Annotated in this window: 11 protein-coding genes and 2 pseudogenes; 5 read left to right on the forward strand and 8 right to left on the reverse strand. The window is 65.9% G+C overall.

Features of this window, described 5'->3' with window-relative positions:
- Positions 1–172 precede the first annotated feature (172 nt).
- Both ACQR1B_RS24185 and ACQR1B_RS24190 read left to right on the forward strand, forming a co-directional pair.
- Positions 173–597, forward strand: a pseudogene (locus tag ACQR1B_RS24185) (molybdopterin cofactor-binding domain-containing protein); the annotation flags it as partial.
- Positions 598–664: 67 nt separating this feature from the next.
- A complete protein-coding gene (locus ACQR1B_RS24190; RefSeq protein WP_434836446.1) occupies positions 665–1141 on the forward strand; it encodes an FKBP-type peptidyl-prolyl cis-trans isomerase in 477 nt (158 codons plus the stop codon).
- Positions 1142–1410: 269 nt separating this feature from the next.
- On the opposite strand, the gene ACQR1B_RS24195 is transcribed toward ACQR1B_RS24190, so the two are convergent.
- The gene (locus tag ACQR1B_RS24195) at positions 1411–1626 is read right to left on the reverse strand and encodes a CsbD family protein (protein ID WP_434836472.1); all 216 of its coding nucleotides are present in this window, start codon (positions 1624–1626) and stop codon (positions 1411–1413) included.
- 148 nt (positions 1627–1774) lie between these two features.
- On the opposite strand from ACQR1B_RS24195, the gene ACQR1B_RS24200 reads away from it, so the two are divergent.
- Positions 1775–2293 (forward strand): cupin domain-containing protein, encoded by a 519-nt coding sequence (locus ACQR1B_RS24200; RefSeq protein ID WP_434836445.1) that lies wholly within the window; start codon positions 1775–1777, stop codon positions 2291–2293.
- Between the two features lie 147 nt (positions 2294–2440).
- On the opposite strand, the gene zigA is transcribed toward ACQR1B_RS24200, so the two are convergent.
- The 7 genes from zigA to ACQR1B_RS24235 all read right to left on the reverse strand — a co-directional run bounded on the left by zigA (position 2441) and on the right by ACQR1B_RS24235 (position 9764).
- Positions 2441–3646, reverse strand: a complete 1206-nt coding sequence (gene zigA / locus ACQR1B_RS24205) for a zinc metallochaperone GTPase ZigA (protein WP_434836444.1) — start codon at positions 3644–3646, stop codon at positions 2441–2443.
- Between the two features lie 459 nt (positions 3647–4105).
- Complete coding sequence (locus ACQR1B_RS24210) at positions 4106–5332, reverse strand: pilus assembly protein TadG-related protein (protein ID WP_434836443.1); 1227 nt, start codon at positions 5330–5332, stop codon at positions 4106–4108.
- Positions 5333–5631: 299 nt separating this feature from the next.
- Positions 5632–7074, reverse strand: coding sequence for an MATE family efflux transporter (locus tag ACQR1B_RS24215; protein WP_434836471.1), 1443 nt, complete (start codon positions 7072–7074; stop codon positions 5632–5634).
- 132 nt (positions 7075–7206) lie between these two features.
- Positions 7207–7635: a DsbA family protein gene (locus ACQR1B_RS24220; protein ID WP_434871377.1), complete on the reverse strand. Its 429-nt coding sequence runs from the start codon at positions 7633–7635 to the stop codon at positions 7207–7209.
- The gene (locus ACQR1B_RS24225; protein WP_434871378.1) at positions 7571–7825 is read right to left on the reverse strand and encodes a hypothetical protein; all 255 of its coding nucleotides are present in this window, start codon (positions 7823–7825) and stop codon (positions 7571–7573) included. The genes ACQR1B_RS24220 and ACQR1B_RS24225 overlap by 65 nt, the downstream gene beginning before the upstream one ends.
- 89 nt (positions 7826–7914) lie before the next feature.
- Positions 7915–9063, reverse strand: a complete 1149-nt coding sequence (locus ACQR1B_RS24230) for a hypothetical protein (protein ID WP_434836441.1) — start codon at positions 9061–9063, stop codon at positions 7915–7917.
- A complete protein-coding gene (locus ACQR1B_RS24235; RefSeq protein WP_434836440.1) occupies positions 9063–9764 on the reverse strand; it encodes a FecR family protein in 702 nt (233 codons plus the stop codon). Before ACQR1B_RS24235 ends, ACQR1B_RS24230 begins: the two co-directional genes overlap by 1 nt.
- A gap of 132 nt (positions 9765–9896) precedes the next feature.
- On the opposite strand from ACQR1B_RS24235, the gene ACQR1B_RS24240 reads away from it, so the two are divergent.
- The gene (locus ACQR1B_RS24240; protein WP_434836439.1) at positions 9897–11231 is read left to right on the forward strand and encodes a phospholipid carrier-dependent glycosyltransferase; all 1335 of its coding nucleotides are present in this window, start codon (positions 9897–9899) and stop codon (positions 11229–11231) included.
- A 118-nt stretch (positions 11232–11349) separates the two neighbouring features.
- Positions 11350–12947: pseudogene (locus ACQR1B_RS24245) on the forward strand (ATP-binding protein).

Consider the following 12947-nt stretch of genomic DNA (forward strand, 5'->3'; position numbering starts at 1 on the left):
ACCTCTCGCGGCCATCGCATCCCCGCCTCGCGTGTCGTGACGATCGCGCGCAACGCCCCTTCTGCGGTGAGGCGGGATGACCGTAGACAACCATGAATTCCGAAAAATAGCAAGTGAATTATTTTTTTCGGAAGTGTGAGGGCCGGCGCGGCCGATGACCTTCGCCACCGCGTCGGCGTTCGTCGAGGTGCGGATCAACTGCTTCACGCGCGAAATTCGTGCGCCGCGCCTCGTCGGCAGCCCTCGCTGCCGGGCGCATCATGAACCCGCGCACGGCGCGCAGACAGCTGATGGGCGGCCTGATCTGAGGCATGTCGTCGGCGCTGCTCGAGGCCACCGAAATCGATCCGCGCAATGCGCGCTACACCAACCAACGACCACCTCGCCGACGATCTGATGCCGGTCAATGCCGATGGGCCACAGGTCGAGATCATCCTGCTGTCCGAACAGGACGATCAGATCAATTTCGCTGGTATCAAGGGCCTCGGCGAGCTCGGCAATGTCGGCACCAATGCGGCGATCTGCAACGCCATCTTCCACGCCACGGGGCAGCGCATCCGCCGGCTCCCGGTGCGTCTCGAAGATCTGGCGATCTGACCGGCTGGAAACCGGCGCGGCGTTGGGCTAAAGAGGCCGCCTCTCGAACCAGCGAAGGCAGCCAAGGATGCAGCGTCTCAGCACTGCGAAGATCATGATGACGGCGGCGGCGCTCGTGCTTGCGGGCACGGCCATCGCGTCGCTGTCTCGTCCGGCCTTGGCCCAGAGCAGCTCAGCCAAACCGACAGGAAAAACCATGACCACGGCATCCGGACTGCAGATCATCGACACCCAGGAAGGCACCGGCGCGTCGCCGGCGCGCGGTCAGACCTGCGTGATGCACTACACGGGCTGGCTCTATGAGAACGGCCAGAAGGGCAAGAAATTCGACTCGTCGGTCGATCGCAACGAGCCGTTCGAATTCCCGATCGGCATGAAGCGCGTCATCGCCGGCTGGGACGAGGGCGTCGCCACCATGAAGGTCGGCGGCAAGCGCACGCTGATCATTCCGCCGGAACTCGGCTACGGCGCGCGTGGCGCCGGCGGCGTCATCCCGCCGAACGCGACCTTGATGTTCGACGTCGAACTGCTGGGCGTGAAGTAGGCGGCATGTGAGCAGTCGCGACCACCGGCTTTGTCCTGGTAGACGACTGCGATGCGCATGATGCGCACTCTCCCGCAAGGAGGCTATATTGAACGGCATTGCTCGGCTGATGGCCGAAAATATGCTGCGCTTTTCAGAAGTGCTCACAATCGTGCTCAGAAAATTGCGTGCTCAGATAACTAACAGACACGACAAAACCGGCCCCGTGAGGGGCCGGTCCTGCCTAATGGTCGTCGCGTGATCGGCAGTGCCGTATCGACGGCGCGCGCTCAGAGATTCTTGTTGGCGGCGCCGGCGGCGGTGTTCACCGCGTCCTTGGTCGCCTGCTTGGCATCGCCGAGCGCCTTCTGGCCCTTGCCCTTGATTTCCTGCGCGACGCCTTCGCCCTCAAGGCGCTCGGAACCGGTGGCTTCGCCGATGCCCTGCTTCGCCTTGCCGATGATCTCGTTGGCGGTGCCCTTGATCTTGTCCGTGGTTGCACCCATGACTTCATCCTCCGTTGTGAATTTTGACGCGTGGACAACGCGGTCGATGGGAAAAGGTTCGTTGGAACCCGCGTGGCATCGCCAGGGCATTTGCACTAAGGTCGCTGCCGGTTCCCTCCCGAGATAGCAATCCGAGAAGACGAAAATCATGTCAGGTTCTCACGATCACGCGCACGGCCACTCCCATGATGATGCCGGTCAGCGCTGGAAGCACGATGGCGTGCGGGTCATCCCCGGCAATCAGCTCGATTCCAACGTGCCGTCGACACCCGGCATGGACCGCAAGGCCGCGATCAATTTCGCGCGCGTCGGCGCCCAGAAGCTGTGGGCCGGCACGGTGACGATCAGGCCGGATGCCAAGACCGGCGCGCATCATCACGGCCATCTCGAAAGCGTGATCTATGTCGTGAAGGGCAAGGCGCGGATGCGGTGGGGCGAGCAGTTGCAGTTCACCGCCGAAGCCGGCCCCGGCGACTTCATCTTCGTGCCGCCCTACGTGCCGCACCAGGAGATCAACGCCAGCCCCGACGAGGTGCTGGAATGCGTGCTGGTGCGCAGCGACGGCGAGGCGGTCGCGATCAACATCGACATCGAGCCGGTCGAGAAGCCGGAGACCGTGCTGTGGATCGACCCGGTGCACCGCGATCCGGCGGAGACGAAGTCCTGACCTCGCTGCGACCGTCAGAAAATGGCGAGGCCATCGTGCGACGGCCTCGCCATGGCGGGAGCGGCTATACCGCCCCCTCGGCGCGTGCGGCAGGGGCGACCGTCGCGCGCGCTGTTCGTCAGCCACGGCTGCGGCCGTGTTCTCGTCTCAAGCCGCCTCGTCGCCACGCCGCCAGACCGGAAACGGATCGGACAGCCGGGCCCATGCGGCGACATCCATCGCAGGCTTGCCCGGCAGCAGACACGCGTCGAGCCGCGCGCGCAGGCCGGCCTCTTCCATGTTGCTGCCGATGAACACGATCTCCTGGCGGCGGTCGCCATAGATCTCGTCCCAGCGCTCGACCATGCGCGCGCGCCAGGCCGGGTCCTCCGGCCACAGCTTGTGCGGCACCGCCACCCACCAGAAGCCGAGCGCGCTGGTACGCACCAGGGCGCCGGCCTGGCTGATCTCGCCGAGCCATTGCGGCCGCGTCGCCAGCCAGAAATGGCCCTTGGCGCGGATCACGCCCGGCCATGGCTCGCGCAGGAACTGGTCGAAACGAGCCGGAATGAACGGACGCCTGGCGCGATAGACGAAGCTCGTCACGCCATAGGCCTCGGTCTCCGGCGCATGATCGGCGAAGCCGTAGAGCTCGTTGTACCACAGCGGGTGCTGCTGGGCGCGTTCGAAGTCGAAGCGGCCGGTGGCGAGCACGCGGTCCAGCGGCACGCGGCTGTGGCTGGTCTCGACGATTTCGGCATCGGGGTTGAGCGAGCGGATGATTTTTCGCGCGGCATCGCGCTGCTCGGCGCTGGCGTCGTCGATCTTGTTCAGCACCACCACGTCGGCGAACTCGATCTGCTCGACCAGCAGGTCGACCAGCGCGCGCTTGTCGCCGTCCAGCGCCTCGCCGCGCTGTGCCAGGAAGTCGGATGATGCGTAGTCATGGAGCAGGTTCACCGCGTCGACCACCGTCACCATCGTGTCGAGCCGGGCGACATCCGACAGGCTCATGCCGTGTTCGTCGCGAAAGTCGAAGGTCGCGGCCACCGGCAGCGGCTCGGAGATGCCGGTCGATTCGATCACGAGATAGTCGAAGCGGCTGCTCTCGGCCAGCGCGCGGACCTCCTTCAGGAGATCGTCGCGCAGCGTGCAGCAGATGCAGCCATTGGTCATCTCGACCAGTTGCTCATCCGTCCGCGACAGATTGGCACCGCCATCGCGAACGAGGTCCGCATCGATGTTCACCTCGCTCATGTCGTTGACGATCACCGCCACCTTCAGGCCCTGGCGGTTGTTCAGGATGTGGTTCAGCAAAGTGGTCTTCCCAGCCCCGAGGAAGCCGGACAAGACCGTGACGGGGAGTTTGCGCATCGAGATCGAACAGCCTCTTGAGGGGGAGGGGGCGGTGCCGGCGGGCGGACATGCGGTCTCTTATGTAATGTTATAACGTAACAATTCTGGAATTGGTTGGTGAAGTCAAGGTGGGAGTGGTGACGAAAGCGTGAGCCCTCGCGAATGCGGCGTCATGAAAGGGCGCGGTCGTTCGCCGACGCGTTGCAGCCACGGGCGTGCCAGTGGGGGCGTGGCGACTCGCCGGAGCGACGCGTTCGGTCGGGCTCCAAGCTGCGGATGCTGACCGATTCGCATGATAAATCTCAGCCGCCACCATGCGCGCGGCCGCCTCTCCCCGTGACGAACGGGGAGAGGGGGGCGCAGTGGGGCTGTGGCGGGCGCTGAGATCACCGATCTCGCGCTCGTCGTCGAGGCGAGCTGCGCGTTCCGGCGACGAAGACCAGAACGTCACGCGTGAAGCGTCAGGAGGAAAGGCTGCTATCTCGACAGATGCGCCGTTCCCGCCGGGCCGTTCGCCACCGACATCGACAGCGCGCCGGGCGCGATGGTCCAGTTGGTCTGGTTGAGGATCAGCGTGTTGAACACCATGGTCACGCTGTTGCTGGCCATGGTCGATACGGAATTGATGGTGACGTTGCGGCTCGGCAGATACATCAGGCCGGTGTAGGACGAACTGCTGGTGCCGTTGATCGGCAGGTTGGTGGTCGACAGGCCGTTCGGTTCGTACATCAGGATGTTGGCGTAGGTGCCGGAGGTCGGCGCCGACAGCGTCGCGTTGACGTTGCCGTTGAAGGTCAGCGTCGCGTTCTGATCGACGAGATAGAAGGTGACGCCGTTGCCGGTGACCGTCCAGCCGGAGTTGAAGGTCATCGTGCCCTTGATGACGTACAGGCCGGGATTGAGCGTCAGCGTGCCGGAGCCGTTGAAATTGGTCGAGCCGCAATAGACGCCGGGACCGAGCGTGACCGAGCCGGGATCGTAGACCTTGTTGTTGGTGGTGCACGCCCCGACCGTGACCGCCGGCAGCGTGCCCGCGAACGGATCGGAGATCGCCGCGCAACCGGTCTCGGCCGGCGGGGTGACGCCGCCGTTCTTGATGATGGTCGATCCCTTGATGCAGACGCGCTTGACGTTCAGCGTGGCGTTGAAGATGGCCGCCGGGTTCTGCGTCGACAGCACGTGCACCTCGCAGCTCGGGGCCTTGAGCTGCGCACCGGAATTGACCAGCAGCGACTGCGAGTTCAACGTGCTGACGAGCAGGATGCAGACCGGCGTCCTGCTCTGCGCGCCGGCCTTGGCGGTGGCCGAGACCGCCACCCCGAGCGATGAGGTGCCCATCACGTTCAGGAACGAGGTTCGCACGGTGGCCGTCGCGGTGCCGGTGAGCGAACCGTCAGTGTTGGACGTGAAGGTGGCTTTCACGTCCGTGCCGAAGCGCCCGGCGAAATCGCCCTTGAAAACCGAGCCCGCCGTCGCGCTCTGCTGCGCGCCGGGTTGGACCACCGCGGCCAGAACGGCGGCATCGACCGCCTTCTGCAGCTGGGTCTTGGTGTCGCTCGACTTGGCGAAGTCGATGGCGGCGCCGATCGAAACGATGATCGGGATGATGGAAATGGCGAAGATCATGCTGATCTGGCCGCCATCCGCCCGCCGGAAACGGCGGACCTGGGAGCGGAGGAGTCCGGGCGAAGTCGATGCGGTCATGTGCCACGCTTTCTGCTTCTGTGTCCGGAGCTTCGCGCCGACGCTCGCGAGCCCCGCTGCAGGAAGTGGCCGCGAGACATTACCGCCGTCTGAATCCGGTTCCACAAAGCAGGCCGCAAGCGCGGGCGCTGGAACCCAAGGTTATTAGTCTGTTCTGACGATCGCCGACGATCGCCTGGTCATGCGTCGCGTTGGTAGCAACCGATTCGAATGCGCACGAGAGTAGTAGAGGCGAAATTGCCTGCAGGTTGCAGTCGAAACGATTTCGCGTCACTGACAATGCGCGGAGCAGCGCCCAACTAACCGGATGTCGACGTCCAGATCCGGCCGGACAGCACGCGGCTGCAGAGCAGCGCATAGGCGACGAGCGACAGCGTGATCATCGCGGCCAGCGATGCCATGCCGCCGCCCAGCCACACCACCGCGACCGCGCCGCCGCCGGCTGCAATCAGGACGCGCAGGATCGAGGCCAGGAACGGCCACAGCACGTGACCGGCGCCCTGGCCGGCAAAGGCGAGCACGAAGCCGAAGCCGAGCGCGGCATAGGCCGGCGCCACGATGCGCAGATAGGTCGCCCCCTCGCGCAGCACGTCGGCATCGTGGCTGAACAGCGCGAGCCAGAGCGGCGGATGCAGCGCGACCACGGCTCCGATCACGCCGACCAGCGCCGCGCCGGTCAGCGCGCTGGTCACGGCGATGCGGCGGGCCCGGGCGCCCTGGCCGGCGCCGACATTGATGCCGACCATGGTCAGGGTGGCCGTGCAGAGCCCGAACAGGAGCGGGATCATGATGTAGTCGAGCCGTGAAGCGATGCCGTAGGCCGCGAGCTCCGAGGTGCCGAAGCGGGCGGCGAGCGCGGTCACCAGGATCACGGTGAGGTTGACCATGACGGCATTGAATGCCGTGGGCAGGCCGACCTTGAGAATGTCGGCGAACAGCCGCAGTTGCAGCGGCGCGACGCGGACATGCAGGCTGGAGCGGCCCGAGGCCATGTAGCGGACGAGCACCAGCATGGCGCCGCAGTAGTAGAGGCCGAAGGCGATGCCGGCACCGGCGATGCCGAGCGCCGGCATCGGCCCGAGACCGAAGATCAGGATCGGCGAGGCCGGGATCATCACCAGCGCGCCGATCAGCGTGACCAGCGCCGGCACCCGCACGTTGCCGGCGCCGCGCAGTGCCGCCGCCTGCAGGTTGACGATCCACACGGCAATGGCGCCGGCGAACAGATAGTTGGAATAGCGCACCGCCGCCTCCAGCGCGCCGGCGCGGCCGCCGAGCGCGTGATACAGCGCCGGGCCGAGCAGCAGGGTCGCCAGCGTGAACAGGCTGCCGGCGATCACCGCGAGCACGATGGCATGGAAGGCGACCGCGTCGGCATCGGCGGTCCGCCCCGCGCCAACGGCGCGGGCCACGGCCGAGGACACGCCGCTGCCGATGCCGCCGTTCGACATCATCGTCATCAGCATGAAGAGCGGGAACACCAGCGCGGCGCCGGCGAGCGCGTCGGTGCCGAGCAGGCCGACATAATAGGCCTCGGCGACGTTGACCGCGGTCTGCGCCACCAGCACCGACATCGTCGGCAGCGCCAGGCGGACCAGCGCGGGCAGGATCGGACCGTTGAGCAGCGCGGCGCGGGTGTCGCCTCCGGATCTGCCTGTGGACGGCCTCGCGCGCTGGCTGCCGGGGGGCGTTTCAGCCGCGCCCGGCGCAGCGCGACGGGAGATGGGATCGTCGAGCGCCATGGTGCGGAAGCTCCGGTGCTGCTCCATCGGCGCAAGTGCCATTGGATGACGATCATCATATAAAAGGAGGCGGCGCCAATGCAACAGCCGCGTGCGGGAAGGCAGTCCGGAACGGCGCCTGCAGCGGGAGCCTCAGGCGCGATTGCGGCCGAGCGCGAGGTCGGCGGTCGAGGGATCGCGAATGCGCTCGATCAACTGCGGAATGCGATCGCCGCCCCAGAACAGCTCGCCGTTGAACACCATGGTCGGCACGCCGAACACGCCGAGGCTCTCGGCCTCGTCGATGATGCGGTCGTGCTCGGCCCGTGCCGGGCCTTCGACATAGGCCTCGAAGTCGCCGGCCGAACCGCCGAACTCGGTGACGATGCCGCTGATCGCCGCGAGGTCGTCGAGCTCGATGTCGTGATTCCAGAAGCGGCGGAACACGGCGTCGTGATAGGGACGGAAGAAACCGCCCCGCTGCGCGAACAGCATGCCGGCGCTGGAATAGAAGGCGTCATAGATCCGCCGCGTCCCCTTGATGGTCAGCCCCTGCACGTTGCCGAAGCGCCGCGCATCCATGTAGAGGTAGCGCACCTTGCGCCAGAAATGCGGCGTGCGTTCCGCCCATGAATTCCGGGATCCTCAGCGTGTAGGGCAGCCATTCCAGCTCGACGCCCTCGTTCTCTTCCAGCGCGAACAGCGGCGCGCTGGCCACGAAGGCGTAAGGACTCTTATAGTCGATGTAGACGCGAACGCGGGGCTTGGGCACGGCATCGTCCTCCCTTCTTTTGCTCAGGGATGGTGCACCCGCGTCCCGCGCCGAATCAACTGGAGATTGTCGGTGTCGCGGCCTCGGCGCTAGTAATTGATCCGCAGCCCGACGCCGCCGTGGATGGTGTTGCCGACCGGCTGCGGCCCCAGAGTGCCGTTGACGAACAGGTCGGCGATCCACCCTTTGGAGAGGCGGAAGCCGAGCCGGCCGCCGAGTTCGAACCAGCCCTGGTTGCCCATGGCGGGCGTCACCGTGCCGTTGCCGGTGACGGTCGCGACGATACCGGACCTGGCGGCGAACGACTGCACATAGCCGCCATTGACGTTGGCCTCGACGCTCGTGCCGAACAGATGGGTCCACTGGCCGCCGATCTTCACCAGGCTGGTGCGGTCGGTTCCGGCGGCGATCGACGCGTCGAACGGGTTGAATGCCACGGTGGGATCGCGATAGCCGGCCACTCGTTGCCATAGTTGCCACACCTCGACCGAGGCTGCGACCTCGTCGCGCGCCGACACCCGGCCGATCCAGCCGGCGCGGCCGTAGACCGCGTAGTTCGACGCGGTGGTCGTGCCGTCGACCGTCACGTTGCCGAGGCTGGTCGAGTAGCTGCGTCCGTAGCGCACCTTCTCATACGGGGTCAGGATGGTGCCGATGTCGAAGAACGGCCGCGACGAGCCCCAGTCGGCGAAATCGTAGCGCAGCGCGAAGGCGCCGATCGGCGCCGACGTCACGTGATAGCCGTTCTCGTCATAGTGCGTATAGGCGAGGCCGGCGAGTAGCGCGAGATTGCTGGTGAGCTGTTTGCGGCCGTGGATGCCGGCCGAGAACGAGCCGGCCGAGCCGAACGCGCTGATGCAGTCGTTGCAATTGACCTGCTCGTTGACGCCGAGCAGGACCAGGCCCAGCACGCGGTTGGTGATCATCTGGTTGAAGCGCTGGTCGGCGAGGCCGTTGATCGCGTTCGCGCTGTTTCCGGCGCCGGTCGGGGTCGGCGAAGGCGTCGGCGAAACCGTGGGAGAGGGCGTGGGCGTCGCCGTTGGCGACGGGGTCGGCGACGGCGACGAGGTCGGTGATGGTGAAGAGGTCGGCGAAGACGTCGGGCATGGCGAGGCGTTGAAATTATCCACGCTGCAACTGCTCTGCGCTGCCGCCGGCGCGGCTTGTAAAGCGACCGCGAGCAGCCCGCCGGCGATGGCGGTCAGCAAAGCGAGTCGTTGACGGCGCGGTTCCATCATCACCGCCCGCACAGAATGCCGGTGAAGTCCTGCGGCGGCGCGTTGCTGGCGAGATCGGTGACGGTGCAAAGGCCGGTCGTCGACGTACAGGTCGCCGCGAAGCTCCAGGACGGATTGTTGGTCTTGCCGATCGTGCTCCTGCCCTGGCCGGTCGCGGTGATGATCGCGGTATCGCCCGGCTGGGTGAGCTCGATGCATTGGAAGGTGAGGGTACAGACGCGCGACGCGCCTTCCTGCAGTACGACCATCGTCTGGCCGCGCTGCGAGCGGATGTCGAGGATGGTGCCGCGCACGCCGATCGTCGCCAGCGGCGTGTTGATCTTGTAGGCCGCCTTGTCGGAATGGCCGGTGACGAAGCGGAAGGCGCCGGTGCCGAGACGGATCGCGATGTCGCGGTAGCTGGTCTCGTCGTTGAACACGGTGCGGTCGAGCGTCAGGCTGGCATTGGCACCGAGCGACAGATTGGTGCTGTCGATCATCACGAGCCGCGCGGCGCTGTCGCTGCCGGTGCGCACCGTCTCGTTGCGGACGACGCCATCGCCGACGCTGAGCGGGCTCGTCGCCGCGCCCGCTATGCGCAGCACGTCCTTCTGCACCAGCACCGCCTCGCCGATACGGCCGTCCGCACGAGCTCCCGCCGCCACGCCCAGCAGGGGCACGACGGACAGCGCAATGACGAATATTCGGCGACGCAAACTCATCTCAACACCGGCGCTCATCACCCGACCAATCTAGCGAAAGACCGACGTCGAGGTTGTTGTAAAATGGACACAAGTCTGCCTTGATACATGTCCGTTGATGAGTTGCGCCGATCGTGACATCAGTTCAATCGCATGCCCACAAAGGTATCTGATGCACGTTGCATCGATGACGACGACACCGGCGATGCGGCTCAGGATGATGCCGTCTCGCTGCGACGCGGTGCGCTGACGGCGTTCGCGATCTTCGTGATCGCCCATGTCGCGCTGATGATCGGGCTGGCGTCGCCGCCCCGCTTCGTCTTCGACGAGGTCCACTACGTGCCGGCGGCACGGCAGATGCTGGGACTGGCGCCGGCGGCGCCGCAGCTCAATCCAATGCATCCGCCGCTCGCCAAGGAGCTGATCGCGCTGTCGATCAGGACGTTCGGCGACAATGCCTTCGCCTGGCGCTATCCCGGTACCGTGCTCGGCGCCCTCGCCGTGACCGCGATCTATCTGTGCGGCCTCGCGCTGTTCGCCGCGCAATGGGCCGCGATCGCCGCGGCGCTGCTTGCCTTCTTCAACCAGATGCTGTTCGTGCAGGCGCGCATGGCGATGCTCGACATCGGCGCGCTCGGCTTCAGCCTGCTCGCGATCGCGGCGTTTCTCTTCGGCTTCCGGACACGGCGGCCGCAGTTCCTGTTCGCACTGGCCGGCGCGCTGTTCGGCCTTGCCGTCGCCTGCAAATGGAGCGGGTTGTTTCCGCTGCTGACCGCGCTTCTGATCGTGGCGCTGATCAAGCTCCTACAGCATTGGCAGACCTCGTTCGGCGACGGCGAGCCGACGGACTGGTATCAGCCGGAGCAGTGGCCGGGGCTGAGATGGACGCACATCCTGCTCTGCCTCGTCGTGATGCCGGCTCTCTCCTATCTCGCGACCTTCATTCCGCTGCACGGCCTGTCGGTCACGGCGATCTTCGAGGCGCAACGTCGCATCTTCGCCGACAGTATTACGACGGCAATTGCGGGTCATACCTATATGAGCGCGTGGCCGAGCTGGCCGTTGCTCGTGCGTCCGGTCTGGTTCCTGTTCGATAGGGCGAGCGATACCGACATCGCCGCGGTGGTGCTGCTCGGCAATCCGCTGGTGCTGTGGCCGGCGCTTCCGGCGCTCGCCGTCTGCGTCAGGGATTTCATCGCAACCCGCAGCGCAACCGCGTTCCTGATCCTGGCGTTCTATCTCGGCTGCTGGCTGCCCTGGGCGCTGCTACCGCGCGCGCTGAGCTTTCTCTATTACTATCTGCCGTCGGCGACGCTGGCGAGCCTCGCGCTGGTCCACGTGCTGATGCGCATGCCGCGCTGGGCGATGTGGAGCTACGTCGCGGTCGCGGTCGCCGGCTTCGTCGCGATGCTGCCCGTCAGCGCGGCCTTCATCGGCACGACGATGCGGACCTTCACGCGGCTGATGCTGTTCCAGAGCTGGATCTGACCGTCGCTATGGATGCAGTCTCGATGTTCCCTCGGGTTCCCCACCTCTGTTGCTTGACGCGCCGATCACGCACGGCCAGTTTCGCACAGCCTCGAGACGAGGCCGGGGGCACAGCGCGATGTTGGGATGGTTTCAGCGGCTGCTCGATTCGTCGACGTTCTCTCCACACGGGATCTGTCTGCTGTGGGAACCCGAACTGATCTGGCTTCATGTCGCGTCCGATGCCGTGATTGCTGCGGCCTACTTTTCGATCCCGGTGGCGCTGACATTGTTCGTCTCCAAGCGGAGAGATGTCGACTTCGGATTCCTCTTCTGGGCCTTCGCATTGTTCATCATGGCGTGCGGCGTGACCCACGTCCTGTCGATCGTCACGCTGTGGGTTCCGATCTACGGCATCGAAGGCATGGTCAAGGCAGCGACCGCGCTGGCGTCGATCCTCACCGCAGCGATTCTGTGGCCGCTGCTGCCGAAGCTCCTGGCCATCCCGTCTCCGGCGCAGTTGCGGGCCGCCGAGGCGGCGCTCATCGTCGAGAGCCGGCAGCGGCGGGAGGCGGAGGACATGCTGCGCCATGCCCAGAAGATGGAGGCGGTCGGTCAACTGACAGGAGGCGTGGCTCATGATTTCAACAACCTGCTCACCATCATCAGCGGCAATCTGGAGATCGCCGAGCGCGCTCTACGCATGCAGGGCGACGCCACGCGCGACCGTCTGGGACGGGCCATCGCCCACGCGGCGAGCGGCGCGCAGCGCGCCGCGACCCTGACGCAGCGGCTGCTGGCCTTCGCCCGTCGCCAGCCGCTCGATCCCAGGCTGACCAACGTCAACAAGCTTCTCGCGGGCATGTCCGACTTCTTCAGGCGCACCCTCGGCGAGACCATCCATGTCGAGATCGTCGAGAGCGCCGGGCTGTGGCAGGTCGAGGTCGATCCGAGCCAGATGGAGGCCGCAATCCTCAACCTCGTCGTCAACGCCAAGGACGCCATGCACGGCCAGGGCAAGCTGACGATCGAAACGTCGAACAGCTTCATCGACGAAAGCTATGCGCGCCAGCACGGCGATATCCAGGTCGGCCAATATGTCCAGATCGCGATCACCGACACGGGAGTGGGCATGCCGCGCGACGTGATGGAAAAGGCCTTCGATCCGTTCTTCACGACCAAGGAGCCGGGGCAGGGCACCGGCCTCGGTCTCAGCCAGGTCTATGGCTTCGTCAAGCAGTCAGGCGGTCATGTGAACATCTACAGCGAGGTCGGCGAGGGCACGACGGTGAAGATCTATCTGCCACGGGCCCGCAATGCGGCGGCCGACGTGCCGGAGAGCAAAGCCGCGATCGTCGGCAGCCGCGGGAGTGAGACCGTGCTCGTGGTGGAGGACGAACCCCAGGTGCGCAGCTATATCGCCGAGACGCTGGTGGAGCCGGCTATTCCGTGCATGAGGCGCCGGACGCACCCGCCGCGCTGGCCCTGCTCGCGCGCGTGTCCCTGGAGGTCGATCTCCTGCTGACCGACATCGTGATGCCCGGCATGAATGGGCGTCAGCTGGCGGAAGATCTGCGCAGCGCCAATCCCAAGCTGAAGGTGCTGTTCATGACAGGATATTCGCGCAACGCCATCGTCCATCAGGGACGGCTCGATCCCGGCGTTGCGCTGCTGCAGAAGCCGCTCAACCGGACGATGCTCAGCACCAAGATCCGCGAGGTGCTGGACACGCCGTGA

The sequence above is a fragment of the Bradyrhizobium oligotrophicum genome (assembly GCF_051168495.1).
Lineage (GTDB): Bacteria > Pseudomonadota > Alphaproteobacteria > Rhizobiales > Xanthobacteraceae > Bradyrhizobium > Bradyrhizobium oligotrophicum_A.

Coding starts and splice junctions, on each gene's coding strand:
- ACQR1B_RS24220 (WP_434871377.1), bottom strand. CDS start 7,635: ATGGATGCGCGGCGCTTCGGCAACGTGCAGGGGCTGACCATCAAGGGG.
- ACQR1B_RS24235 (WP_434836440.1), bottom strand. CDS start 9,764: ATGAGTTTGCGTCGCCGAATATTCGTCATTGCGCTGTCCGTCGTGCCC.
- ACQR1B_RS24195 (WP_434836472.1), bottom strand. CDS start 1,626: ATGGGTGCAACCACGGACAAGATCAAGGGCACCGCCAACGAGATCATC.
- ACQR1B_RS24190 (WP_434836446.1), top strand. CDS start 665: ATGCAGCGTCTCAGCACTGCGAAGATCATGATGACGGCGGCGGCGCTC.
- zigA (WP_434836444.1), bottom strand. CDS start 3,646: ATGCGCAAACTCCCCGTCACGGTCTTGTCCGGCTTCCTCGGGGCTGGG.
- ACQR1B_RS24210 (WP_434836443.1), bottom strand. CDS start 5,332: ATGACCGCATCGACTTCGCCCGGACTCCTCCGCTCCCAGGTCCGCCGT.
- ACQR1B_RS24230 (WP_434836441.1), bottom strand. CDS start 9,063: ATGATGGAACCGCGCCGTCAACGACTCGCTTTGCTGACCGCCATCGCC.
- ACQR1B_RS24240 (WP_434836439.1), top strand. CDS start 9,897: ATGCCCACAAAGGTATCTGATGCACGTTGCATCGATGACGACGACACC.
- ACQR1B_RS24215 (WP_434836471.1), bottom strand. CDS start 7,074: ATGGCGCTCGACGATCCCATCTCCCGTCGCGCTGCGCCGGGCGCGGCT.
- ACQR1B_RS24200 (WP_434836445.1), top strand. CDS start 1,775: ATGTCAGGTTCTCACGATCACGCGCACGGCCACTCCCATGATGATGCC.